Here is a 26,488-nt window from a genome sequence, read left to right on the forward strand (position 1 = left end):
ATGTTTATTGCGGATAACCCCAAAAGAGTACCGCGGACAGGCACAATAGCCGCTCGCTCCTATGCGGCATGCTCTGCCGCTCGAGTCATGCGAGACAGGCGGGCCAGCAGCATAAAGCCAACGACCAGCAGCACAGCAATGGAAAGAACGCCCAGCGACGGGTTGCCGGTCAGCGAGGTGACGACCGACACCAGAAAGGTGCCCATAACGCTTGCATAGCGCCCAAAGATGTCAAAGAAGCCGTAGTACTCGTTGGACTTTTCCTTGGGGATGATGCGGCCAAAGTAGCTACGGCTGAGTGCCTGCACGCCACCCTGGAACAGGCCGACCATAATGGCAAGCACCCAGAATTCAAAGGCGGTCTTGAGGAAAAACGCGGCGAACAGCACAATGCCCATGTAGGCGGCGACCGCCACCAGGATCATGTTGAGCGTGCCCACGCGTCCGGCGAGCTTGCCGTAGATGATAGCGGACGGAAAGGCCACGAACTGTGTAACGAGCAGGGCCAGTACCAGCTGGGTCGAGTCGATGCCCAGAGCCGAACCGTAGCTGGTTGCCATGGAAATGACCGTGTGCACACCGTCGATGTAGAAGAAGAACGCGATCATGTAGACCAGCACGGTCTTGTTGTGGGCGATCTCGCGCATGGTGTGTACGACCTCGGAGAACACGCCGCCCACGATGTGGCCGATGGTGTCCTCGGGACCGCGCTCGCGACCGTACTTTTGCTTATAGGTGCGAATGAGCGGCAGGGTAAAGATGAGCCACCAGGCACCAGTGATGACAAACGACAGACGCGTTGCCAGCATGGTGGGGACGCCAAGAGCGGGACCACCCATGATAAGCGCCAGGCAGATGATGAACGGCACGGTGGAACCGATGTAGCCCCAGGCATAGCCCGAGCTGGACACGGCGTCCATGCGCTCGTCGGTGGTAATGTCGGGCAGCATGGCGTCATAGAACGTCATAGAAGAGTTAAGGCCGATGGTGCACAGCACGTACACGGTCAAAAATGCCATGGCGGACATTGGGATAGCCTGCGCCAGGCAAAGCACCAAGCCCGTGAGGAAGAAGCCCAAGAAGAACTTGATCTTGTTGCCGGCGTAATCGGCAAGCGCGCCCAAAATGGGCATGAGCATGGCAATGACCAGCGAGGCAATCGTCTGCGCGCTACCCCAAGCGACTACCAGGTCGGCCGAGGAAGCACCGGTATTGATGGCGTTAAAGTAGATGGGCACCACCGAAGTGTTGAGCAACACGAGGGCCGAATTGCCCACATCGTACATAACCCAGTTACGCTCGAGCTTGGTGTATTTCATGGACAGGGACCCTTCGTATTCGCCCGATATGCAGTCAGTTCATCGTACCCCAATTGCACAGAGGCACCGGTAAGGATTCGGCAAAGGGGCACGCACGAGCCCTACTCCTCGCGGTCGAACTCTTCGTCAGCGCCGAGCACGCGACCGCTGTAATTGACGTGGTTGGTCACGGCCTCCATATCGCCGGTCTCGATAAAGCGGGTGACCGTGCACTCGTAATCGACCAGCGCGCGGTCAAAGACCTCGGGGAAGCTCTCGTTCGAGACCTCATCGGTAAAGGGATTCTTCCACGTCAGATGGCCCAGATTGCCGGTGCGCTCGGGCGGCTCGGTCATCACGCGGTGAGCAAGGCCATCGAGCAGGGAGTAGTCGTGTACTAGGCCCTCGACCAGGGCAATTGCACGCGTCTTGGCCGAGCCCGCCGGTTCAATGGCGCGATAGAGCAGCTGCATGTCGGCAACGGCGGCACCGTACTCCCCCGCTGGGATATCGATACCGTACACACGCCCGGCAACATAGCTCATCAGCACGCCGGCCACGCGATTGATGCGGTCGGTGGTGACGATCTCGCCCGCCGGCGGATAGTCCTCGACCGTGGCCCCGTCGCGCTTGAGCTGCAGCATCAACACGTCCAGGTCACTTTCGAGCACCGCATGGACCTGGCTGCCCGAATCCTCCAGCTCGGGATCGGACTCGACAATGCCAAACTGCTGCTCGTAGACAAAGGGGTGCGCATTACGGTCGAGCACGTAGTGCGACAGCAGGCCCAGCGCAAAGGCGCGGCCCAAGTTGGCATCGCGCGGGAGCAGATGGGACACGCCGTCGCGCAGGCACGAGAACTGGCGCGACATGCGCGAGCGATGCATGGCCTGTGCCAGCAGCGTGCAGTCGGAAACGCGCGGCGTCAGGATGTGGAAGAAAAACGGATCGGGACCCTGGTTGCCCAGGATAAAGGCAATGCGTTCCTCGTCGGACGTAATGACGCCCTGCGGCAGACGATCGATGCTTTCCTCGCCAAACAGATGATGCGTAATAAGCGCAGGCATAATGATCCTTTCGATTTCATTCGATGTCACCCATTATGCCCACCGCGCGGCCATGCCAAACCCGCGTCGGCAAACGATGGCATGCGGACCGTCTACACAAGCCCCAGGCGCGCCTTAACCTCGGCAGCGCGACGACGGGACACGGGCACCGTCGAGGTTACGCGATCGAGCCTGAGTTCCATAAGACCCGTAGAACCGATCTCGACATTGTGCACGTCTTCCAAATTGACCAGATAGCTGCGGTGGACACGGATAAAGCCCTCGGAGGCCAAGCGCCGCTCGAGCGATGAAATCGACTCATTGATCAGATATGTTCCCTCGGCGCAGACGGCGTTGCAAAAATCGGCGCGCGCCTCAAAGTAGCAGACATCCGCCACGGGAATGAACACCTTTTTACCCCCACGATCCACCGTCAGGCGCAAAGGCTGGTGCGGAGCATGGACGACACGGCGTGCGCCCAAGGCGGTCTCGATCTTGTCGAGCGCCTTTGACAGGCGAGCATCCTCGACCGGCTTGACGATGTAATCGACGGCATCGAGGTTATAGGCATCAGCCGCATACTCGGCAAATGCCGTCACAAACACCACGACCGGCGGTGTCTTTAGGTTCTGAAGCGTCTCGGCAAGCTCAATTCCCGAGCGACCGGGCATGGTAATGTCTAAAAACAGCACGTCGGGCTTGTTCGACAGAATCGATTCCACGGCTTCGGTGACATTGCCCGCCTCGGCAATCTGGCCCACACGCGCATCCTTTTCCAACAGATAACGTAGCTCAGCCCTAATTGGAGGCTCGTCGTCAACCACCAAGATGTTCCAGCCTTCGGACATATGCGCTTCCCCTCTTTTTTCTCTCAATCCAACCGCGTGCTACACCGTTAGCGGCGCCGGCTCATGCGGCTCGCCGTTCAACTCAACGATGACCTGCGTTCCCACGCCCTCCTGGGACTTCACGCGCATGCCAGAATCTTCTCCGTAAAAGAAATGGATGCGCTGAAGCACGTTGAAGAGCGCCAGGCCGCAACCTCGCTTGACGGAGCCGTCGGCGGTAATGCTTTCGGGCTCCTCTCGGCGATGCTGCTCAAACAGATGCGCGCAGACTTCTTCGCTCATACCGATGCCATCATCTTCGACGATGATCTCCAAGCCGTCATCGGTCTCAAAAGCCCTAACACGAATGGAAAGCGGCTCGGTCTCGCGCTGCGCATGCTTGATGCAGTTTTCGAGCAGCGGCTGCAAGATAAACGGCGGCACCAGGCTGTCGCGCACCTCAAAGTCGATGTCGACCGAAACGCGCAGACGGCCGTCGCCATACCGGGCCTGCATAAGATTGATATAACGGGTGCCCTGTTCCACCTCGTGCTCGAGCGTGGTGAGCGTATCGGAATCAGAAAGCGTCTGACGATAGTAGTTGGAAAAGTCGATCAGCAGCGATCGCGCCTTGTCGGGCTCGGTTCGAACGAGCGAAACGATCGTGCTAATGGTATTGAATAGAAAATGCGGATCGACCTGCGACTGCAGAGCGCGGAGCTCAACGCGGGCCGTGAGCTCATCCTGGCGCTCGAGCTCAAAGCTGGCGAGCTGCGTGGAAATGAGATCGGCAAAACCCGAGGCAAGCGCCGTCTGGCGCATATCGATGCTGCTCAGGCGGGGGTAATACAGCTCGAGCGTGCCCACGCAATGCCCACGCACGCTAAGCGGCGCGACAATACCGGCACGCAGACGGGGAAAATAGCCGCCCGTCTCATTGGAGGCATCACGCGAAAACACGCTCTGCTCGCCCGTCTCAATCACGTTGAGCGTGGTCTTGAGCACTACCGGGGTTCCGGCAGGGCACTTTGCCGAGTCCTCGCCCCAGCTTGCCAGCACCTGCCTGCCGTCAGTAAAGCAGATGGCAGAAGCGATGGTCTCGGACAGGATGATTTTAGAGGCACCCAGGGCCGCTTCGGGCGTAAGGCCGCGCGACGTGTAGGCAAATATTTTTGATGCGATGGCGAGCGTGCGGTCGGTTGCGCTCGATGTGAGGTCATCGGGGACCACAAAGACATACGAGAAGAAGAAGCACAGCATGACCAGGCCGGCAATAACGACAACGCCTGGAACGGGATTGGGATTATCGGTTAAATCCCAGATAAGCAGCAAGATAAGCGCCGGAACGACAACACCGAGTAGGATGGCCTGAACCACATGCTGGGCCGTACGAAAGACCTTGGTAGAGTTGTAACTCTTGCCCAGAATCAGCCTATTGAGATCCACCGTCATCCCCTCTTGTCCGTAGCACCGATAGCAATAAAGAGGGCCGCAAGCGACCCTCTCCATTGCATTATGCAATCAAAAACTGTGTTTTACATCCAGCCATCGACTAACGGTAGCTTAGGCGCTGTACTTGTTTGGCTCGCCGAAGGTGCCGGCCTCGACAATCCAGCCGTCCTTCATGATGACGTCCATGTTGTCGGTGTTGAGCACGTGGATGTCGGCGGCGACGTCACCGTTGACGACCAGCAGGTCGGCGCACTTGCCGGCCTCGATGGAACCGGTCTCGTCTTCGATGTGGCACATCTTGGCACCGTTGAGGGTGGCGCAGGTGATGGTCTCGACCGGGGTGAAGCCGATCTTGTCGACGAACTCGTACATCTCCTCGATGGAGCAGGTGCCGTACGGGGTGACGAAGGAGAAGGAGTCAGAGCCGATCGTCATGACGACGCCGCGCTTCTTGGCCTCGCGCAGGCAGTCATAGTTGCGCTGCAGCTCCTTCTCGACCAGGGTACCCTCGTACTTGTCGTGCAGCTCGGGGACGTAGACGGGAGGATAGGTGGCGTACCAGGTGGGCAGGAAGGCGATCGTCGGGGTGAAGAAGGTGCCCTGCTCGGCCATGAGGTCCATGGTGCGCTCATCGATATCGAAGCCGTGAATCAGCTGCTCGCAGCCAAAGCGAACGGAATCGTAGGCGGCGGCGTGGTTGTTGTAGCAGTGGCTCCACACGGGGATACCGACCATCTTGGCCTCTTCGACCACGGCCTGGATCTCCTCGGAGCAATAGTGCTGGTCGCGACCGGAGTCCCAACGCCAGATGCCGCCACCGGTAGCCCAGATCTTGATGGCATCGGGGTTCTCGCGCAGGCGACGACGGACGGCCTTGCGCAGATCCCAAGGACCGTCGACCTGGTCGCCCCAGGGATGGGATTCCTTGTTGAGCTCCTGGGTGCAGTGGTGGGAGTCACCGTGACCGGCAACACGGCAGAAGCCGAGGCCGGTGGCCAGAACGCGCGGACCCTTAAAGACGCCCTTGTCGATGCAGTCGCGAATCTGGATACCAAAGCGGCCGATCTCGCAGACGGTGGTGAGGCCGTGGGTGAGGCAGTCGTAGGCCTGCTTGACGGCGACGGCCTGCTTCTCGAGAAGCGGCTGCATGACCCAATCGGTGTCATCGTCGGTCAGGTTGCCCGAGAAGTGCAGGTGGGTGTCGATCAGGCCGGGAAGGACAGTCTTGCCGGCGGCGTCGATAACCTCAACGCCCTCGGGAAGGTCCTGCATAACACCGGCGTACTCGATCTTGCCGTTGTCGTCGACGAGAACGAGGGAGTTCTCGACCGGCTCGGCACCGGTACCGTCGATGAGCTTGCCGCCAACGATTGCATACTTAGTGGACATGGTTCCTCCTTATGGATCCATATAGTGGGTGAGGCCGTGTTGGGTTAAGGCCTCACAAAGCTACCCAAGTGATGCCGGGTTCGGTACGCGGGAGAGAGGGCACCGCGCACCCGATCCGCCCCGGCTCGGCGTTACTTTTTACGGGAATTGGTGAAAGCCATGAGAGCCAGGCCAATAGCCAACCAGCCGATCACGATGCTCCACTCCACCATGTTGAGGGAGGCGGGAGAGAACGGAATCACGAGCAGGCCGATGATGATGGCGCAGGCAGCGATGGCGAGGCTGATGCCAAACTTGCCGCCGGGCACCTCGTAGGGACGAGGTAGGTCGGGCTCGGTGAAGCGCATGCGCAGGCAGGCAAGAGCGACCATGCCGCAAGAGAAGATGAAGGCGAGAGCCGACACATTGGTCAGAGGGATGAGCATGTTCTTGCCCAGGAACGGACCGACGACGGTGATGATGGCCAGAACGACGCAGGCGAGCTTGGGAGCGCCGGAATTGGGATCGACCTCGGCAAACTTCTCGGGCAGCTGGCCCTTGCGGCCCATGGCGAGCATAATGCGGCTCGTGGCGCCGTAGAAGGAGTTCATCGGGCCCATGGGTCCAAGCGTGGCGATGACGAGCATGGCCAGGTACAGGAGCATGTTGATGCCCTTAAGACAGGCAAGCGCGGGAACCGGGCTCTTAACAAACTCATGCCAGTCAAGGATAGTGCCGAACGAGTAAATGCAGACCATGTAGAAGCCGCCGGCGGCCAGCAGGGCCAGGGAGATGATCTTGCCGAACTTGTTCCAGTTAAGGCCCTCGGCTGCTTCCTCAGCCTGCTGAGGAATGGTGTCGAAACCGGCGTAGAAGAACGGGGTCAGAACCAGGACCGACACGATACCGGCGAACAGGCTGGTGCCCTCGGTTGCGGCCTTACCGCCGCCAGCACCGGCGACCTGGGAGAACACAGGCATGGCGTTATTCGGCGAGCCGGTGAACAGCGAGACGCCCATGGCGAGTAGCATGCCGCAGAGCAGGGCCTTGGTCAGGAAGGCTTGGAGCTTGGCGGCCGAGCTGGCACCGCGGAAATTGAGGAAGATGACGTAGACTGCAAAGCCGAGCGCGATCAGCGTCGGGAACAGGTAAACGTCGGCGCCCAGGATGGTGTAGAGCTTGACGGCGCGCAGCCACTCAAGACCGGGCAGGCTACCGAACATCTCGGACACGAGAGTCGAAATGGCAATGGCCTCCCACGGGCACAGGATGCCGTTGCCCAGAGCCAGGAGCCAACCGGTGATGTAGCTCAGCGTACGGCCAAAGCTACGATCGACATACTCGACGATGCCGCCCGAGATGGGGATAGCAGCCGTAAGCTCACCGAAAACAGCTCCGACGGGCACGAGGAAGATTGCACCCAAGAGGAATGCGATCATAGCGGGAACGGGACCGCCGCCCACGACCATCCAGTCGCCGACCTGCAGAACCCAACCGGTACCGATGATGGCACCGAAACCGATGGTGAAGAAGTTCCAGAGCGAAAGCGTTTTCTTCATGCCGCCGGTATCCTCGACTGCAACTTCTGCGTTCTTGTCCGCCATTGTTCCCCTCCTTTCCTTTCTGACGCCCCTTGGCGTCACCCCTTGCACGGCCTGTTTTGCCGCGCACTTTTTATTTCATGGCTTTAAGATACGGCCTTGGCACAGCAACGCCACTCGTAGCTCGACCGAAGGCAGAACTGCAAAACGAGCGGCGCCGTTTTTGGGACGAACGGCACGGTTTGCCGCTCATTGTTGCCGCCCGACCGACGGGCGCACGCTCATCGGACGCATATAGAGATATTTTTGAGGCCGTGTGTTTTGCGCCTTTCATACCGTTTACCGAGCTTTTGACGCGCAGACCCATTTGTTGCACATCTTTTTTGTAGGATGGACAGGTTATACATGAGACAAGGCGGTACGAATGGCCTACGGATACAACGACGGTGATCAACGGCGACAAAGCGTTCGCCTTGCTGGCCGCACCACGCCTACGCCCAGAAGTGCCACGAGCAGCAATCCGCAACGCCTCCAAGAGCAACCCAGGCCTTCGTCTCGGCAGCAGTCAAGCAGAACACGGCAGAGTGGCCGTCCGCGCACGGGCACAAGCGCGCAGCAAGATAGCCGCTTGGGCGCGCGCACTCGACAGCGTCAAGCCGAGGTTCCGCAACTGCGCCGCAACGGCGCACGTCAGCCCGGCATCCATATCAACCGCTTCTTTTCGCATCCCCAAGGCGGACGCGACGGCAAGCCCTACCGCTCGACATCGCACGCGAATGCCCCCGCCCTGCCGGCTCGTCGACTTCGCCTCGCACTGTGCTCTATCCTCACCTGTCTGGTCTTTGTGCTTATGAGCTCCTGTATGTCCCACGGTTCGGCCGGTCTCGAGCCCACCGCCGAGGACAAGCTGCTCAAGGCCCCCGTCGCGCCCGGTTATTCTTTCGCCTTTTCGACCCCGCGCTCGCAATGGCAAGCCGGCACGATGCCCCATATCTATCAGATCGACCCCGCGTGGTCGGAGCTGCCCTACGCTGGCGGTACCATCCGCCAAAATGCCTGCGGCCCTACCTGTCTTACCATGGTCTATATCTATAAGACCGGCCACACCGATATGACGCCGGTCGATATGTGCGCTCTTTCCGAGTCGGGCAACTATGCACCCACCGGTGCCACCGAGTGGTCGTTTATGACAAGCGGCACATGGCAGCTGGGCCTTAACGGAACTGAGCTCCATATCGATCGCAGCTCCCTCACCCAGGCGCTGCGCTCGGGCGCGCCCATTATCGCATCGGTTCGTCCCGGCACCTTTACCAGCGTTGGACACTATATCGTGCTCTGGGGCATCGACGATGCCGATCAGGTGGGAGTCTACGACCCCAACTCGCAAAGCCGCAGCGCCCGCCGCTGGGGCGTCGTAGAAGTCCTCAACGAAATCGAAGCCATGTGGGCCTACTACTAGTCATTGGGTAGTCGTTGGGGACAGCCCTTGTGGACGCCACTTGTGGGCGGCCGGACAGGACCATTCCCAACAGCCAGAAACTGCCGTGCGCGGAAAGTGCATCCCGCTTTGGAGCTCGATTACGGGATGCACTTTCCGCGCACGGCCTGTTTGGGAAACTGGGGGCCACTTTTCGATCAAATTCCGGGATGTATTTTCCGGTTGAGGGCCATAGGGAAACTGCGTCCCATTTCGAACGCCGATTCTGGGATACAGTTTCCCGCTGCTGATCGATGCGACCTTTAGAGAACGTCCCCAATGACTAGGTGAATAGCAAAAGCCCCGCAGTCGGAGCGGACTGCGGGGCTCATGAAGAGAGGCTAGTTTGTGGGCGCTTTGCCTGGCGCCCACAAGAGAGGCAACAGAGTAGAGGCTACTCGTGGATGCGGGTACCGGAGAGGCCGGCCATGGTCTCGGCGGCCTTGTCCAGGGCGCCGATGATGCAGGTGCGGCCCTTGCGGGAACGGGCGAACTTGATGGCAGCGCGGACCTTGGGCTCCATGGAACCCTTACCGAACTGGCCCTCGTCGGCCAGGCGCTCGGCCTCGTCGGCGGTGAGGTCCTCGAGCTCCTCCTGGTTGGGCTTGCCAAAGTTGATGGCGACATGCTCAACGGCGGTCAGCAGGAACAGGACGTCGGCGTCGCAGTCCTCGGCCAGCAGCTCGCCGCCCAGGTCCTTGTCGATGACGGCGGGAACGCCCTTGTAGCAACCCTTGTTCTCGTAGTCGCGGACGACGGGAATGCCGCCGCCACCGCAGGCGATGACGATGAACTCGTTGTCGAGCAGGTTGAGGATGGAGTCGGCCTCGACGATCTTCTTGGGATCGGGGGAGGCGACGACGCGGCGCCAGCCGCGGCCGGAATCCTCGACGAAGACCTTGGAGGGATCCTCGGCCATGAACTCCTTGGCCTGCTCCTCGGTGTAGAAGGGGCCGATCGGCTTGGTCGGGTTCTTGAACGCGGGATCGTCGGGATCGCACTCGATCTGGGTGACGACGGTGGCGGCGTGCCAACGCTTATAGCGCTTGTGCATCTCGCGGCCGATGCCCTGCTGCAGGTGATAACCAATGTAGCCCTGGGACATGGCGCCGCACTCGGGCAGCGGCATCTCGGGGGTGCCGATGGCGTCGTGGGCGGCGGCGAAGGCATTCTGGATCATGCCGACCTGCGGGCCGTTGCCGTGGGTGATGATGATCTCGTTACCCTGCTCGATGAGACCAAGGAGTGCGTGGGCGGTGTTGCTCACGGCCTCGATCTGCTCGACGGGGTTGTTGCCGAGGGCGTTGCCGCCAAGGGCGACGACAATACGATCGGGCTTGCCAAGAGGCTTAGACATTGCTGGAATCCTTTCTGTAAAAGGCCTACATCCCATTAATAACCCACGTCCGTGCAATACGCGAGTTTATTAAGGTTTATATTCTCTTTATCGCTCATTTTATTCATTTTGAAAACAGTTGAACGGTGAACGGTCGTTTTTACCCGTTCAGCGTAAAGATGCCCAGCTCAAGCATATCTAAGCTATTTACGTGCGACTTTATTTTGATATAGCAGGGATTAGACCAGATTATGCAAACTATATCTTTGCTAAACACAAAACAGACAGCGCAATATCTTACTCGCACTATACGAGATTCTATACATTTATAAGACGAGTATGCAGCCCAACAAAAACATGGGGCTTTTCATCCAGCATAAGGAATATAGATGAGCTCCAAAAAGCAACCAGCCCCAAAGCACGGGGATAGAAGGCAACAACAGCTAAAACCCCCATCCATCCCCAAAGTAACGCGAGGTTTCGCGGCAAAGCCGCGAAACAGCGAAAGGGGCAAAAGGCCCCCTCAGCCACGTCCTTCATTCAGCCCCACAATCCGAGGACGTAGTCGTAGCAGGATCTGAGGGCTAACCTTCGCGGACATTCCGCAGGACGAAAGAACCCCCGCCGCACGTAGTGCGCAGCGGGGGTTCTTTCATGTCCGAGGACGTCCGCGAAGGTTAGCCCTCAGATCCTGCGGCGGGAGACCTAGGCCTCGTTGTACACCGTCTTAAGCTTCAGCAGGTGAGCGTAGCGGTCCATAGCGGCCTGCTCGTTCTCCTTGAAGAGCTCCTCGGCGCGCTCGGGGAAGGAACGCGTCAGCGAAGCGTAACGGGCCTCGTTCATCAGGAACTCCTGATAGCCGCCCGCGGGCTCCTTGGAATCGAGCGAGAACTTCTTGCCGGCAGCAGCCTCGGGGTTGAAGCGGAAGAGGTTCCAGTAACCGCACTCGACAGCCTTCTTCATCTCGGCCTGGCAGTTCTGCATGCCGCCCTTCTTGATGGAGTGCATCTCGCAGGGGCTGTAGCCGATGATGAGGGACGGGCCGTCATAGGCCTCGGCCTCGTGGATGGCCTTGAGAGTCTGAGCCGGGTTGGCGCCCATGGCGACCTGCGCCACGTAGACGTAACCATAGCTCATAGCGATCTCGGCCAGAGACTTCTTCTTGGTCACCTTGCCGGCAGCGGCAAACTGAGCAACCTGGCCCAGGTTCGAAGCCTTGGAGGCCTGACCGCCGGTGTTGGAGTAGACCTCGGTGTCAAAGACGAAGACGTTGACGTTGTGGCCAGAAGCCAGGACGTGGTCCAGACCACCGAAGCCGATGTCGTAGGCCCAACCGTCGCCACCGAAGATCCAGAAGGACTTCTTGGTGAGGTAAGCCTTGTCGGCGAGGATCGCCTTGGAAGCGTCGCAGCCGCACTTCTCGAGCTCGGCAACGTAGGCGGCAGCAGCAGTCTTGGAGGCCTCGGCGTCGTTGACGGAGTCGATCCAAGCCTGACCGGCGGCCTTGAGCTCGTCGGACGGACCGTCAGCGGCGATGAGCTCCTGGGTGGCGGCGATCAGCTTATTCTGGACGGCCTCGTAACCGATGGCCATGCCCAGACCGTGCTCAGCATTGTCCTCGAACAGGGAGTTGTTCCACGCCGGGCCGTGACCGTCCTTGTCCTTGCAGTAAGGAGCGGTGGCAGCGGGGTTGCCCCAAATGGAGGAGCAGCCGGTGGCGTTGGAGATGAACATGCGGTCGCCGGCGACCTGGGTCACCAGACGTGCATAAGCGGTCTCGGCGCAGCCGGCGCAGGAGCCGGAGAACTCCAGGTAGGGCTGCTTAAACTGGCTGCCCTTGACGTTGGCCGCGATGAGCTCCTTCTTCTCGGAGACGTTCTTGACCATGTAGTCCCAAACGGGCTGCTGATCCATCTCCTGCTCGGCGGGAGCCATCTCGAGGGCGCCCTTGGGGCAGACCTTGACGCAGTTGGTGCAGCCCATGCAGTCGAGCGGGGACACGGCCATGGTGAACTTCATGCCCTTGGCCTTGGGACCCATGGCGTCGAGCGTACGGGTAGCCTCGGGCGCGGCGGCAGCCTCGTCCTCGGTCATCGCGAACGGACGGATGGTGGCATGCGGACACACATAGGCGCACTGGTTGCACTGGATGCACTTGGTCTCGTCCCAGTGAGGAACGACCACGGCGACGCCGCGCTTCTCGTATGCGGAGGCGCCCAGCTCAAACTGACCGTCGGCACAATCGACAAAGGCAGAAACGGGCAGGCTGTCGCCATCCATGCGATCGATGGGCTCGAGCAGGTTCTTGACCTGCTGGGCGATAGCGGACTTGGTCTCCTCGGAAAGCTCGACAGGAGCGGCGTCCTCGGCGGTAGCCCAGTCGGCCGGAACCTCGAACTTACGGAAGGCGGTGGCGCCGGCATCGATGGCCTTGTGGTTGGCGTCGACGATGGCCTGGCCCTTCTTCATGTAGGACTTGGTAGCCGCGTCCTTCATGTACTGCAGGGCGTCCTCGGCGGGCAGGACCTTGGCCAGCGCGAAGAAGGCGGACTGGAGCACCGTGTTGGTGCGCTTGCCCATGCCAACCTTGGCGGCCAGGTCGATAGCGTCGATCAGGTAGACGTTGACGTTGTTGTTCGCGATGTAGCGCTTGGCCACGGCGGGCATGTGCTCGGCGAACTCCTCGTCGCTCCACTGGCAGTTGACCAGGAAGGTGCCGCCAGGCTTGACGTCGCGGACCATCTTGAAGCCCTTGACGATGTAGCTGGGGTTGTGGCAAGCGACAAAGTCGGCCTTGGTCACGTAGTACGGCGAGCGGATCGGGGAATCACCAAAGCGCAGGTGCGAGACGGTAACGCCGCCGGTCTTCTTGGAGTCGTACTGGAAGTAGGCCTGAACGTACTTGTCGGTGTGGTCGCCGATGATCTTAATCGAGTTCTTGTTGGCGCCGACGGTACCGTCGCCACCCAGACCCCAGAACTTGCACTCGATGGTGCCGGGAGCTGCGGTGTTGGGCGCATCCTCGGCCTCGGGCAGGCTCAGGTTGGTCACGTCATCGACAATGCCGATGGTGAACTCGCGCTTGGGCTCGTCCTTCTTGAGCTCCTCGAAGACGGCAAACGCGGACGCGGGAGGCGTGTCCTTGCTGCCCAAGCCGTAACGGCCGCCGACGACCTTGATACCCGTCTTGCCGGCCTCGTAGAGAGCGGAGACGACGTCCTGGTAGAGCGGCTCGCCGATGGAACCCGGCTCCTTGGTGCGGTCCATGACGGCGATCTTCTTGACGGTCTCGGGGAGAACGTCCACGAAGTGCTTGATGGAGAACGGACGGAACAGGCGAACCTTGACCAGGCCGACCTTCTCACCGTGAGCGTTGAGGTAGTCGATGACTTCCTCGAGCACGTCGCAGAAGGAGCCCATGCACACGACGACGCGATCGGCATCGGGAGCGCCGTAGTAGTTGAACAGGCCGTAATCGGTGCCGAGCTTCTCGTTGATCTTCTTCATGTAGCCCTCGACGACGGCAGGGAGCTCGTCGTAGACCTTATTGCAGGCCTCGCGGTTCTGGAAGAAGATGTCGCCGTTCTCATGGCTGCCGCGGGTGTGCGGGTGCTCAGGGTTGAGCGCGTGATCGCGGAAAGCCTGGACGGCGTCCATGTCGCACATCTCGGCAAGATCCTTGTAGTCCCACATGGCGACCTTCTGGATCTCGTGGCTGGTGCGGAAGCCGTCGAAGAAGTTGAGGAACGGGGTCTTACCCTCGATGGCGGCAAGGTGAGCCACCGGCGAGAGGTCCATGACCTCCTGGACGTTGCCCTCGGCGAGCATGGCGAAACCGGTCTGGCGGCAGGCCATGACGTCGGAGTGATCGCCAAAGATGTTCAGGGCGTGGGAAGCGACGCAACGCGCGGAGACGTGGAAGACGCCCGGGAGCTGCTCGCCCGCGATCTTGTACATGTTCGGGATCATCAGGAGCAGGCCCTGAGAAGCCGTGTAGGTGGTGGTCAGAGCACCGGCGCCCAGCGAACCGTGAACGGTACCGGCTGCACCCGCCTCGGACTCCATCTCGACGACCTTGACCGGGGTGCCAAAGATGTTCTTGCGACCCTGGGCCGCCCACTGGTCGACATGGTCGGCCATCGGGCTGGACGGCGTAATGGGATAAATTCCCGCTACCTCGGTGTACGCATACGAAACATATGCGGCCGCCTCGTTGCCGTCCATAGACTTAAACTTACGCGCCATATACCCCTCTCCTCTCATATAGGTATACAGGCCCCGGCGATTACCGGGATGTTGGCGTGATGGGATTTTCGCTGTTGCTTCCAGTCATCTGACAGGCGGACTCAGCAGCAGGTAAATGGCGTGGAGAGAAGGCATGCCGAGGCGAGGAGGCTGCACGCGCTCCACAGGCCCAGCTACCCGTCTTGCACATGATCGAGCGCCGCAAAGGCCGCATGCCGGATGCTCCCGGGCACGCCCCGATGATGGGAAGCGCCCGCAACGGAAATCCGCATGCGGGTTTATTGTACCCCGCCGTCAAGTGTAATTTCGACAAATATAGGCGGGCGGTAAAGGTTTACCCCGAGCGACCATCAAGGGCAAAAATAATCCTTCCGTCACCGAGGGACCAAATGGCAGTTGCGGTGAAATAGGGACTGTTTTTGCCGGCCGTAGCCTTAAACAGTCCCTATTTCACCGCAACTTATTTAGGAGATGAGTCAGAGGGCGCCGAGGAGGATGGCGTAGGTTGTGGATTCTCCGAGCCTGAGCTCGTCACCGGGGTTGAGCTGAGCGGAGCGGCCGGGCTCGACCTGGGTGCAGACGTTCGTCGCGCCGTTTACCACCACGGTTCCGTTGGTGGACGACAGGTCCTCGACGTACCAGACATTTTGGTCATCGCACCACACGTGGGCATGGCGAGCCGAAACGTCATCGCCCACATCGGTGATATCACCCTCCCCCGTCGCCAGCGCGCCGATCTCGACGCCCTCCTCACTCGGCTGAATCCAGCGCGGGGCGCTCACCACGTAGCCGTTTTGCACGCGCAGCAGTCCCAACGGGTGCGCAGGCGCCGCCTCGTGCTCGCCCGTGACCGTCGAGGTGCTCAGCGAGCGCGGCGTCGACGTGGCGCCGCCACAGGTCGCATGAGCGTAGTCGAGGGCATAGGTCACCGACGAGCGGACATCTGCCGAGCAGCCCACGGCGACAAACAGCACCAGGATGGCCTCGGCGCGCTCGGCGGGCATGAGCTCAGCCGCCTGCGACAGGCGCTCGAGCGCATTGCGATAGAGATTCGTGTCCTGATGGCATTCCTCGAGTGCCCGCACCATGGGCTCGCCAGCGGGGCCGCACACCATGTTGGTCACGGCCGTGGCGTCCATGGGATTGCGGCGGCGCAGGGCCAGCTGCGACAGAATGCGCGCGGCCGAGGTGCCGTAATCGGCAAAATAACGTTCCTGCAGCGTGCCGACCGGCGCGCGCACGATAAAGCGCGAAACCCAAGAGCGATCGGCAGCACGGCTCTGCGGACTACGGCCGTCGACGAGCGGGCGGCTCGAGAGCACCAGGCCGCACAGTTCGATATGGCTCAGGTGCGCTGCGCGCTTAAAGATGTCAAACATTGCCCCGCACGGGGTGAGCTCAGCTTGAGAAGCCATGGCTTAGCCCTCCTTGGTCGCAGAGATAGTGTCGGATACTTCGGCCGGCCCGCCAAAGGCGCGAGCAGCCGCGGCTCCGCCGGCAAGCGGCGTCGCCATGGAAATTTTCGCACGTCGCGCTGACACGATGGGAAGCTCAAAGGCAAACCCCATCGCCAGCAAAAACCACGTGAGCGCATAGGTTGCAATTAAGGCGGCAACGAAGCCGCTCGCTACGGCGCGTTGGGAAAACACGGTGCATGCAACCGCGATCAGCACCGGAACCTCGCAGGCAGAAAGCGCCAGTACGCCTTGCAGGAACCCCGTGCGACGATCGTGTGCCATGGCGCCGGCAGCGATGCCCACCATGCCCGGCGGTGCCAACGCCAGTGCGGCGATAATGGCCGGCAGCTTCCCGGACCACATAAGCGGTCCTACGACGAGCGTCACATGGGCGCCCGACGCCAACAGCGCAGCTGATACCACGACCACAGCCCAAAGCACGCCGCATACCGCCGTCGCACCAACCATCGCCGCACGCCGGGCCGTGTGCCCCGATACCTCCATCGGGCACGGCATGAGCGGCTCGGCGCGAAGCGAGCGGGCGACATTTCGCGCATAGTGGTCGCAAAATGCCGAGAGCGCCGCCTCCACCGCAGCCGGCTCGGGACGATCTTCCTGATGGCAGGACAGGCAGGCCATGACCACGTCGAACAACTGGGCATCGACAAACGCCAGCGCATCGCGCAGATCCTCGGAATTTGGATCGAGTCCCAGCTGCTGAGCCTGTTCGGCCGCGGCAAGTGCCACATCGGGCTCGCGTCGCAGCAGTTGCGTCAAGTCGCAGCCGGGCGCGTGGGCGCCAACGGGATAATCGGGCAGCGTATCCATCTTGAGGCGATAAGGGCTGGCGATATCGCACGTCTTTTTGCGCGAGCCCGAAGTACCCGACGCACCCGGCGCTACTTCGTACGGCGCGACACCGGCGATGAGTTCGTAGACCGTACTCGCCGCTGCATACACATCGATTGCCGGCGACATGCGAAGCATGCGCAGGTCGGGGATATCGTCGGTGAGCATCTCGGGCGGGGCGTAGGCCACCGTCGCGCGGCGCAGCGTGGCATAGCGCTCGGTAAACGACGCCTTGCCGCCGGTGCCGGCCACCGCAGAGGCGGGCTCGAGCGCCAGCGAAGAGCCAAAGTCGATCAAGCACAGGTCGAAGGTGCCTTCGGCAAGCTGTCGGTCGAGCGGCAGGCGCGCCGTGCGCACCATAATATTAGCGGGCGAGATATCGCGATGGACGAACCCCTCGCCTACCAAGCTCATGCGGCAGAGCAGATCGAACAGGTCGCGACCCAGGCGCGCCGCCAGGAGCGGCGACAGACGCCCGGCATCGTCCACGGCAAGGCGCGAGCGCAGGCGAGCGAGCGTCTCGCCCTCGACCCACTCCATGACAATCGCGGGCACGCCGTCGACCTCGCCCCATCCATACAGGCGGGGAAAGCCTCTAAGGCCCGAAAGGGCGCGATGGCATTCATATTCCTCGCGAAACGCCGCCTTGAACTTGGTGACCAGCGCCTCGTGGGCGACATCGTCATCAAATTCGTCGCGCGTTGGCAAGATGAGCTGCTTGAGTGCCACGGCCTCGCCCTGCGCGTTGACGGCACGCGTCACACGGCCGATACCGCCGCGGCGCATGGTGGCGTCATCGGCAAACAGCATCGTAAAACGGCGCAGGTAGGCGGGAAGCTCGTCCGGGCCCAGCGCAATGGCGGGCTCAAACCCTCCAACGCGCGCCAGGCGCAGGCCCACCATAGGGTCACGGCTGAGCGACTGGGTTGCCACAGAAGCAAGGCTATTCGTCATAGGGCGATCGCCGCCACTTTGGTATTGAAGTTGTTGAGCGCGACGTCGTCATCGCCATAATGCCCCACCCATTGGCACAGATTGGTGTAGCAACCCCATAGGTTGGCGTATTGCTGATACCACTTTGACTTGGGAGAAAACGTTTGCCGGCCAAACTCGGCACGGATGACAAACATATCGTTGGTCAGGCTATCGCACGGTCCGGTATCGCCCGTAGCGTTATAGGTCGAAACCACGCTGTTGGCGCGGGCGACATAGCCATCGAGCATGTTGTATTTGGTCACGAGCCAGCTGTGAATACTCTCCTCCTCGGCAGCCGAGAGACCACCCGAGCCCGTGTCGCCGCCGGCACCGCCGTCCGTCGAGCCATCACTCGAAGATCCACCGCCAGAGGCGGAGCCCGAACCGGAACCGCCGCCCGACGAATCGGAGCTGGAGCCAGACGAACCCGAACCGCCGGGCTGGCCTGTCTGTTGGGCGTCCTGCCCCTTCTGCTGCTCGGCCTTATTGACGACAGAAGCCACACTGTTGTTGGAAAGCTTCGTAATGACCTTGGTGTTGGTGAGCACGATGGTCTTGCCGTTTGCCAGCGTAACCTCGTTGTCCGATGTTTCTGGACTGTCCGCATCGTCGCCACCGAACACAACATGCGAGACCACGCTCGCCCACGCATATCCGGTTGTCGTTCCCAAGTCGCTTTTGGCCTTGCGCCCAATATGCAGCTCGCGCTCAGCATGCGCCTGTACCATGGACGGCACCGTCATGCCATAAGCCGAAACACCGGCTATGACCAGCACGAGCGAGCAAGACAGCAGCACGTACGCCCGAGGCGCCAGGCCCAGCCGGCGTCGAATGCGCACCGCGGCGCCATGCTTTGTCTGAGTGCTAGCGGGCCGCATGCGTTCTCCTCCAACAAAAACACGCCGCTTAAAAGCGGCGCATTCTTTCATATCCACATTTGAGTGTATCAGTGAACCCAAAAGGTTGTGCAACGAATGGGCAAATACGAGGTGAGAGTGGACCCATCCACGCGATAAGCGGATGAAAAGCAGGTTTGTTGCACAACAAATGCATGAACTCGCGCCCAATTATGAGCGCCCCGTGCGGCAGGCCGACGGGACATGCCGCGGAGCTGACGCCGCCTAGATCGCACGACGGGCCTCAATAGCACGGCCGAGCGTAAGCTCGTCAGCATACTCCAGGTCGCCGCCCACGGGCAGGCCGCTCGCCAGACGCGACACCTCGAAGCCCAGAGGCTTGATGGTGCGGGCAAGGTAGCTCGCCGTGGTCTCGCCCTCAATGTTGGGGTTGGTGGCGATAATGACCTCGTGGATGTCCTCGTGGCCCAAGCGCGCCAGCAACTCGCGGATGTGCAGCTGCTCGGGGCCGATCTTGTCCATGGGGCTGATCACGCCGCCCAGCACGTGGTAGAGGCCGTGGTAGCTGCCCGTGCGCTCAATCGCCTGGACATCGCGCGGCTCACCCACCACGCAGATGCGGGTGGTGTCGCGCATCGAGTCTTGGCAGATGGAGCACTCGTCGGCCGTGGCGTAGTTAAAGCAACGGCTGCAAAAGTGGACCTCCTGCTTGACCTCCAGGATGGCCTCGGCCAGGCGGCGCGCCTCCTCGGCGTCGGCCTCGAGCAGGTAGTAGGCGATGCGCTGGGCCGATTTGGGGCCAATGCCCGGCAGACGGCCCAGCTCATCGAGCAGTTTTTGCAGACTATGGTTGGCACTCATATATGTGCGCGTCTTAGAACGGCATGCCCGGGATGTTGAGGCCGCCGGCGATGGCGCCCATCTGCTTGTTGGCGAGCTCGTTGACGCCGCGGACGGCCTCGTTGACGGCAGCCATAATCATGTCCTGCAGCATATCGACGTCCTCGGGATCGAGCGCATCGGGGTCGATGGTGAGGTTGACGAGCTCCATCTCGCCGTTAACGGTCACCTTGACCATGCCGCCGCCGGCAGAAGCGTCGACGGTCTGGGACTTGAGATTCTCCTGCGCGGCGGCAAGCTGCTCCTGCATCTTGCGGGCCTGCTTCATCATCTGCTGCATGTTCATACCGGCCATGATGGCTCCTTTACGTGTGGTCGCGCGACAAGCTGCAAGGGCAGCCGGGCACGGCGGGACTTTCAAACTCAAAAATCGTACCACGGCGCGGGGCAAACGAGCGGGGCGGTCGCGCTAACTCAGTCGATGTACATGTCCTCTAGCGTGACGCGCCGCCCAAGACTATGCAAGGTCGAATTATGCAAGGTCTCACAACTCGGCGTATATACCCGCCCGCATAGTTACTCCACCGGCTTGAAGATGGTGGACTGGCCAAAGACACTACGTATGAGGGCTTTGGCCTCGTCCTCGGTCTGCGGGATGCCCGGGGCTGCGCCCTGGTGACCGAAAGGACTACCAGCACCGGGGTTGGACTCCCAAGGGGCAGCGAGGGCGTCGTCACTTGCAGGAGCGGACGTCGCAGCCGCGGGAGCTGCGGCCGAAGCGGCAGGGCTGGGCGCAGGCGCCGCGGCAGGCACGTCGAACGGAGGAAGATCTTCCCCGCTCGCATCGCCGGCGAAGCCGCCGACCATGGCGTCGTCGTAGGGTACCTGCTCGGATTCCCATGGCGCAGCCTGCGCAGACGGCTGAATCTTGGGAGCAGACGCGCACTCGGGCGCTCGGGGCGCGGGCTCGGTCGGGAGCTTGCCCGTGGCAGGAGCACCGGCAGGGTTGTCGGAGCGCAGCCAGGGGGCCTTGGCCAGGTCGGATGACTTGGGTGCAGGCGCGGCAGCGGGCTTGGACGCGGGGATCGGAGCAGCCGGTTTGGACACGGCGGGTTCAGTCACCGACGGGATCGGTGCCGCTACCGGTGCCGCTTTTGGCTGCGTCGCGCTGGCGCTCGAGGATGCAGGGGCCGCCGAGGACACGGGTTGCGGGTCCGCAGATGCCGCAGCCCGTGCAGATGGAGAAAGCTCCTCATGTTGAGGAGCCGGCCTGACACCCCCATCCAGGACATAGTCGACGGTGCGACGACCGAAGACCGCACTGACTGTCGGCAGGACCACCGATTGCGTGTCAGCACGGCCGAGCATCTTGATGGCAAAGGTCGAGCCTGCAGGGAACGAGACGGTGAGCTTGGAGCCGTCGTCGGCCGTAGCGCGAGCGTTCAACAGGAGTGCCGCATAAGAAGGTTGTTGGGCCTTGACGCGCTCGACGACCTCGACCCATTTGCGCTGGAGCTCGCCGGCATCCTCGACCGCAGGGGTCTCGGCGGCGCCGGCGGCAGCAACCTGAGCGGCAGTGTTGGGCTGGGGCTTAGGCGCCGGCGCAGCGGCAGGTGCAGGAGCCGAAGCGGCGGTGGGCTGAGGCGTCGGAGCTGGCGCAGGCCGAGGCGCAGGCGCCGCAGGCTTGGAAGCTGACACGGACGCAGGCTGCGTCGCCGGAGCGGCGGCGCCGCGATCCCAAGGCATGCCGCCCTGGCGCGCGGGCGTAGCAGTGGGAGCGGTGGATGCCACAGGGGCAGCAGCTCGGGCACCCGAAATCAGCGTCGGTTGTTGTGTCGCCACAGGTGCAGCCGCGACAGCCGCAGGCGCAGCACCAGCAGCAGCCACGCTCGCCGGCACCGCGGCGTTGGCGACCATGGCCTCCAAGCGTGCCACGCGCTCGGCCAGGGCCTCAATGGTCAGATCGGCCTCGGGACGTGCCAGGCGCGTGCAGGCGATCTCGAGCACCAGGCGCACGTCGCTCGCACCCCTCATCTCCAACGCGGCATCGTCGAGCACTGTCAGCACGCGGGCCAGACGGTCGGCCGGATGCCCGCCAAAGGCAGCGGCCTCGGCAGCAAGCGCCTCAGCCTGCTCGGCCCCGCCCTCAAACAGCTCGCCACGGGTACCGGCAACGCAGGCCACATACACGTCGCGCACGTGCGCCACCAGGTCGCGCGTCAGCTCAAGCAAGTCATTGCCCTCCTCGACCTGTGCGCGAATGAGCCCATAGAGTTCAGCAATATCACGCTCGGCGATGGCGCGGGCAAACTCGCCCAGGATCTGGTCCGAAACCTCGCCCAAAAGCGAGCGGGCATCGTCCGCATGCACGGCGCCGTTGCCAAAAACGCTCAGCTGCTCCAGCGTGGAAAGCGCGTCGCGCATGCCGCCCTTGGCATGGCGCGCCACGATGGCCAGCGCCTCGTCGTCGTAATCGAAGCCCTCCTGCTCGCACACGTAGGACAGGCGATGCTCGATATCCTCGTTGCCGATGCGGTGGAAATCGAAGCGCTGGCAGCGCGAGAGGATGGTCTCCAGAATCTTTTGCGGATCGGTGGTACACAACACAAAGATCACGTGCGCCGGCGGCTCCTCGAGCGTCTTGAGCAGCGCGTTAAACGCCGCCGTCGTGAGCATATGGACCTCGTCGATGATATAGATCTTGTACTTGCCACGCACCGGGGCAAAGTTAACGGAGTTGATGATCTCCTCGCGCACATTGTCCACGCCCGTACGGCTTGCGGCATCGAGCTCGTAGACATCGGGGTGGTTGCCCTCGGCGATGAGCTCGCACTCTTCGCAAGTGCCGTCGGGCATGCAGCCGCTTGCGCCCTCGGCGCGCGCCGCCTCGGCATTGCGGCATAGCAGCGCCTTGGCCAGAATGCGCGCCATGGTGGTCTTGCCCGTGCCGCGCGGTCCGCAGAACAGGTACGCGTGGGACAGGCGTCCCTCGGTGATGGCGTGCTCGAGCGTCGAGACGATATGCTGCTGGCCCACCACGGAGTCGAAGGTGAGCGGGCGATACTTTCGGTACAACGATTCCATGGGTGCTCCCCCGGGTATACTGAGTTTTGTTGCCGCGACGGCCATGCGGTCGCACGGCATACTGCACTCATAATAACCCGTACGGCGAGCCCGCCGCGATAGGAGTCCAAAGAGCATGGCAGACGCAGAGAGCAACCTCGTTCCCTCCGAAGCAGCCGACCAGGTCGAGGTCGCGCTCGAGAAACAGGCAGCAGCCGACGACGGCATCCTGTACCTCAACGAGTATCAGTACGAAAACGACCTCGTCACCGACTTCGCCCGCTTGGTCGCCTCGCCCAGGCGTCGCGGCTCGCTGTATGTCGCCGCGGCAATTGCCGCGCTGCTCGGCATCGGCATGTTGGTGGCCGGCGGCAACTGGATCAAGTTTGGCGTCGTCCTGATCGTGTTCGGCGCCTTTTTGGCCTGGTGGAGCAAAAACCTGCACCACACGCTCGCCCGCGACTTTATCGACGCTGTCGAGGCCGACAAGTCCATGGGTGGCCGCTATCGCCGCGTCGCCGCCAACGAGGACGGCTTGATGGTTTGGGGCAAGAGCGGCAAGTCGCAGTTCTTCCCGTTTGAGAAGCTCGACCACGTACTCGACGGCGAGCGCATCTTTGTTGCCATGTTCGCAGACCAGGGCGTGACGATCCCCAAGGACACCTTTGTTCGCGGCGACGCCGAGCAGTTTGGCTCCTTCCTTAAGGCGCGCATCAACAAAAAGCTCCGCATCGAGACCAAACGCAAGAAGATGAAGGCCGAAAAGGCCGCTGCCAAGGCCAAGCAGGAAAGCGAGCCCAAGAACGCAAAGGCCAAACAGCGTAAGCAGAAGAAGAACAAGAAGAAGCGCTAAGGCCAAGTCAGACAGGCAGCCTCGCATCCCGCTATCCTCCCCATGCACCAGAGCGTGCTACACTAGCAGCATCTATGCCACCGCGAATGGCTCGGCCCCGCGCCCGCCGCTCGCAAACGAACTTTAAACGCACGAGGGTTGGCCATGCCGCTTTTCTCGCAACATACCGCCCGGTTCTCGCCGGACGTCCCTTTGGAGGGCACCAGCTCTCGCGAGCTGCTCAAGCGGTACCAGCCGCTCGAGACGCTTGCGACCGGCGGTTTTGGCTCCATCGAGATTTGCCGCGACACGCACCTGCGTCGTCGCGTGGCCATTAAGCGCATCCCTCTTATCAACGGCTCCGGCATACCCGCCAGCGACATCATGGATGTACTGCGCGAGGCACATACCGCCGCCATGCTTCAACATCCCAATATCGTGCAGGTTATCGACTTTACGCATGACACCGCCTATGCCTACCTGGTCATGGAGTATGTCGACGGCATGTCGCTGGCCGAGTTTTTGCATCGCGTGGACGGCCACTCGCTCACCTTTGACGAGGCAGCGACCATTGCCGACGCGTTGGGTCAGGCGCTCACCTTTGCCCATGCAAACGGCGTGCTTCATCTGGACATAAAGCCCGCCAATGTGCTCATTGACCACTCGGGCAATGTAAAGCTCACCGACTTTGGCATGGCGCGGCTGTCATCTGCCGGCGGCTTTGGCGGATCGCGCGGCGGCACCATCGGCTACATGCCGCCCGAACAACTCGATATCGAGACCGGCACGGTCGACGAGCGCGCCGATGTCTTTGCCCTTGCCTGCGTGATCTACGAGGGCCTGTGCGGCAGCGCCCCCTTTATGGCGGCAACGCCTGCCGACTCGCTCGACCGCATCATCGGCGGCGCCACCTACCCCAGCGAGCTGATCCCGCACTTTCCCCCGGGGGCCGAGGCAGCGCTCATGAGCGCCCTCTCCCCTATGCCGCAAGACCGCCCCGATAGCATCGAGGCATTCTGCGACCAACTCCTTGCCGGCTTGGGGAGCGTGCGCGAAGGCCGTCGCAGCTTGGAGCAGATGGTAAGCGAGCTTTCGGACGACGAGCACGCAGCAGACGATATGGAGTCGCTGCCTTACGAGGATAACGCCATCGAAGTCGACCCCGCGCTTGGTTGGGCGGGCACGCGCTGGAGCTGCGCGCGCGATTACACCATGCGCGGTATCTCGGCACTAACGTGTGCAACCTTCAGCTTTTTGCTTATGCAGACAGCGGGCGTCGCGGCGCTTCCCGGGCTAGTCGCCGCGGCCATCGCTATTGGCGCGGCGGCAGGCTTGGCACCGCAGATCGGCTCGGCTATCTCGGCCGTGGGCTTTTTGGTGCTCATGGCCAACGCCACCATGCAGGCGCAGGGCATCCTGTCGATGCTGCCGGTCGCGGTCATTTTTGCCGCCGCCATGTCCGGATGGTGGATTGCCTGGGGACGCACCGAAGCGGCCGCGAGCGCGGCACTCACCTGCGCGCTTGCGCTAGGTTGTCTAACCGGCGACGCCATCCTTGCCGCCGGGGCCGCCGCGGGCTTCGCGGCGTTTTGGCTCGGCCCGGCAAGCGCCGCTGCCGCCACGGGTATAGGCGCGCTTTTTGCCCACCTGGCCGCAGCTGCCCTCCCTACGGGAGGCGTGCTGGGGCTTGGCAATGTCGCCGCAGCGCTGGGCGACGCGTTCCTCTGGGCCGCCTTCGCACTGATCGCAGCAGCAGCCGCGGCAACGTCGCTGCTGCTCAATGCCCATGCCAAGCGCGCCGAGCAGGGGTCAAACCTCGCCGCCATCGTCGCAATTGCCGTCGCCGGTATCGGCTCGGCCGTATCGTTTTGTCTTGCACACCATATGGAAATTGCCAGCCTTGCGGGCACGGTCGTCGCCAAGGCGGCGGTTGCGGGAATCCTATCCTCTATAATCGTTGGGATATGCCTGTATTTGCTCGGATACCAAAGAACCTATACGGAGAGTGATCTTTCGTGAACTTCCTGAACATCTTCGAGGACCACGTGGCCGGCATCTTCGGTGCCACCCGTGCCCCGTTCTCCTTTAAGAAGCTTGCCAAGCAGGCTGCTCGCGACATGGAGGATCAAACTCTGGTGATCAACGGCGTCAACACCGCGCCGGCGCTCTATACCATCCTGATCGCCACCGATGACGATCCCATGCTTGCCCCGTTCTATCCCGAGCTTTCGCGCGAGGTGCGCGAGTTTGTGAAGGCGCAGGCCGAAAAACGCCGCTACGTCTTTGTCGGCGAGCCCCTTGTTCGCTTTATGATCGACCCTCAGCTGCGCGCCGGCAAGTTCTCGGTCTTTGCCGAGAACGTCGACGCTCCCACGCTCGGCCGTCTGTACGAGGAAGAGCGCGCCTATCAAAATGGCCTGGGACAGAACAGCTCGGCCACAAGCCGTGCCGCAAGCGCCCCCCGCGCCGGTCAGCAGCAGTTTGCATCGCCGCAGCAACACCCGGCCGCCATGCCCCAGCAGCAGCCGACACCCCGCGCTGCCACTCCCGACCCGCTCGCTGTGGCCGACCCCTTTGCACCCAATGTCCCCGATCCCGCAGCCCCCATCCCTGTGCCGCAAACCGTCTCGCGCGACGCACTTGCCGGTATGGGCGGAGCGGCTGCCACTGGCGCCGCCGTGGGCCTTGGCGCTGCGACCAGCATCGCCTCCAACATGGCAAGCCCCCGCGCCCCGCAGCGTCCGCTCGCCCAACTCGTCGACGTCGTGAGCGGCGAGAGCCACAACATCACCTCCGCGCAGGTGACCATCGGTCGTGAGCGCTCGGTATCCGACATCGCCCTGCGCGACCCCAACGTGTCGCGCCGTCATGCCCAGCTCACCTTTACCGGCTCTGACTGGTCGATCGAGGACCTCAACTCCACCAACGGCACGCTCGTCAACAACCGCCGCATCACGCGCTGCCCGCTGCGCAACGGCGATCTGCTAACGTTTGGCCTGAGCACCTTTGAATTTAGGGGTTAATC

18 protein-coding genes are annotated in these 26,488 nt (G+C 62.0%); 4 read left to right on the forward strand and 14 right to left on the reverse strand.

What is annotated here, in order from left to right:
• Nucleotides 1-59: 59 nt before the first annotated feature.
• The 6 genes from ACQQ92_RS07710 to ACQQ92_RS07735 all read right to left on the reverse strand — a co-directional run bounded on the left by ACQQ92_RS07710 (nucleotide 60) and on the right by ACQQ92_RS07735 (nucleotide 7,595).
• Entirely contained in the window at nucleotides 60-1,319 is a 1,260-nt protein-coding gene (locus tag ACQQ92_RS07710; RefSeq protein ID WP_427719512.1) for an MFS transporter, read from the reverse strand.
• A gap of 101 nt (nucleotides 1,320-1,420) precedes the next feature.
• Nucleotides 1,421-2,365: a zinc dependent phospholipase C family protein gene (locus tag ACQQ92_RS07715; RefSeq protein ID WP_427796182.1), complete on the reverse strand. Its 945-nt coding sequence runs from the start codon at nucleotides 2,363-2,365 to the stop codon at nucleotides 1,421-1,423.
• A 92-nt stretch (nucleotides 2,366-2,457) separates the two neighbouring features.
• Nucleotides 2,458-3,192 (reverse strand): LytR/AlgR family response regulator transcription factor, encoded by a 735-nt coding sequence (locus ACQQ92_RS07720; protein WP_427728894.1) that lies wholly within the window; start codon nucleotides 3,190-3,192, stop codon nucleotides 2,458-2,460.
• Nucleotides 3,193-3,231: 39 nt separating this feature from the next.
• Nucleotides 3,232-4,617: a sensor histidine kinase gene (locus ACQQ92_RS07725; RefSeq protein WP_427728891.1), complete on the reverse strand. Its 1,386-nt coding sequence runs from the start codon at nucleotides 4,615-4,617 to the stop codon at nucleotides 3,232-3,234.
• 117 nt (nucleotides 4,618-4,734) lie between these two features.
• Nucleotides 4,735-6,012, reverse strand: a complete 1,278-nt coding sequence (locus tag ACQQ92_RS07730) for a metal-dependent hydrolase family protein (protein ID WP_154518625.1) — start codon at nucleotides 6,010-6,012, stop codon at nucleotides 4,735-4,737.
• 131 nt (nucleotides 6,013-6,143) lie between these two features.
• On the reverse strand, nucleotides 6,144-7,595 hold the full coding sequence (locus tag ACQQ92_RS07735; protein ID WP_427719517.1) for an APC family permease: 1,452 nt from the start codon (nucleotides 7,593-7,595) through the stop codon (nucleotides 6,144-6,146).
• Between the two features lie 565 nt (nucleotides 7,596-8,160).
• Here ACQQ92_RS07735 and ACQQ92_RS07740 point away from each other — a divergent pair.
• A complete protein-coding gene (locus ACQQ92_RS07740) occupies nucleotides 8,161-8,991 on the forward strand; it encodes a C39 family peptidase (protein WP_427796183.1) in 831 nt (276 codons plus the stop codon).
• A 412-nt stretch (nucleotides 8,992-9,403) separates the two neighbouring features.
• On the opposite strand, the gene arcC is transcribed toward ACQQ92_RS07740, so the two are convergent.
• The 8 genes from arcC to dnaX all read right to left on the reverse strand — a co-directional run bounded on the left by arcC (nucleotide 9,404) and on the right by dnaX (nucleotide 22,652).
• Entirely contained in the window at nucleotides 9,404-10,366 is a 963-nt protein-coding gene (arcC, locus tag ACQQ92_RS07745; RefSeq protein WP_006235166.1) for a carbamate kinase, read from the reverse strand.
• A gap of 684 nt (nucleotides 10,367-11,050) precedes the next feature.
• Nucleotides 11,051-14,590, reverse strand: a complete 3,540-nt coding sequence (gene nifJ, locus ACQQ92_RS07750) for a pyruvate:ferredoxin (flavodoxin) oxidoreductase (RefSeq protein WP_427796184.1) — start codon at nucleotides 14,588-14,590, stop codon at nucleotides 11,051-11,053.
• Between the two features lie 476 nt (nucleotides 14,591-15,066).
• Entirely contained in the window at nucleotides 15,067-16,005 is a 939-nt protein-coding gene (locus ACQQ92_RS07755) for an FHA domain-containing protein (RefSeq protein ID WP_427719336.1), read from the reverse strand.
• 3 nt (nucleotides 16,006-16,008) lie between these two features.
• Nucleotides 16,009-17,850, reverse strand: a complete 1,842-nt coding sequence (locus ACQQ92_RS07760) for a serine/threonine protein kinase (RefSeq protein WP_427796185.1) — start codon at nucleotides 17,848-17,850, stop codon at nucleotides 16,009-16,011.
• On the reverse strand, nucleotides 17,847-18,749 hold the full coding sequence (locus ACQQ92_RS07765) for a hypothetical protein (protein ID WP_427719333.1): 903 nt from the start codon (nucleotides 18,747-18,749) through the stop codon (nucleotides 17,847-17,849). The genes ACQQ92_RS07760 and ACQQ92_RS07765 overlap by 4 nt, the downstream gene beginning before the upstream one ends.
• Before the next feature lie 243 nt (nucleotides 18,750-18,992).
• On the reverse strand, nucleotides 18,993-19,589 hold the full coding sequence (recR, locus tag ACQQ92_RS07770) for a recombination mediator RecR (protein ID WP_427796186.1): 597 nt from the start codon (nucleotides 19,587-19,589) through the stop codon (nucleotides 18,993-18,995).
• A 13-nt stretch (nucleotides 19,590-19,602) separates the two neighbouring features.
• The gene (locus ACQQ92_RS07775) at nucleotides 19,603-19,923 is read right to left on the reverse strand and encodes a YbaB/EbfC family nucleoid-associated protein (RefSeq protein WP_427719331.1); all 321 of its coding nucleotides are present in this window, start codon (nucleotides 19,921-19,923) and stop codon (nucleotides 19,603-19,605) included.
• Between the two features lie 221 nt (nucleotides 19,924-20,144).
• Nucleotides 20,145-22,652: a DNA polymerase III subunit gamma/tau gene (dnaX, locus tag ACQQ92_RS07780; RefSeq protein WP_427796187.1), complete on the reverse strand. Its 2,508-nt coding sequence runs from the start codon at nucleotides 22,650-22,652 to the stop codon at nucleotides 20,145-20,147.
• 115 nt (nucleotides 22,653-22,767) lie between these two features.
• On the opposite strand from dnaX, the gene ACQQ92_RS07785 reads away from it, so the two are divergent.
• The 3 genes from ACQQ92_RS07785 (at nucleotide 22,768) to ACQQ92_RS07795 (ending at nucleotide 26,486) form a co-directional block, all read left to right on the forward strand.
• Nucleotides 22,768-23,484 (forward strand): hypothetical protein, encoded by a 717-nt coding sequence (locus ACQQ92_RS07785; RefSeq protein ID WP_427796188.1) that lies wholly within the window; start codon nucleotides 22,768-22,770, stop codon nucleotides 23,482-23,484.
• Between the two features lie 144 nt (nucleotides 23,485-23,628).
• Entirely contained in the window at nucleotides 23,629-25,482 is a 1,854-nt protein-coding gene (locus ACQQ92_RS07790) for a serine/threonine-protein kinase (protein WP_427796189.1), read from the forward strand.
• On the forward strand, nucleotides 25,479-26,486 hold the full coding sequence (locus tag ACQQ92_RS07795; RefSeq protein ID WP_427719325.1) for an FhaA domain-containing protein: 1,008 nt from the start codon (nucleotides 25,479-25,481) through the stop codon (nucleotides 26,484-26,486). Before ACQQ92_RS07790 ends, ACQQ92_RS07795 begins: the two co-directional genes overlap by 4 nt.
• Nucleotides 26,487-26,488 lie beyond the last annotated feature (2 nt).

The sequence above is a fragment of the Collinsella sp. SGI.241 genome, from assembly GCF_050312955.1.
Classification (GTDB): Bacteria; Actinomycetota; Coriobacteriia; order Coriobacteriales; family Coriobacteriaceae; genus Collinsella.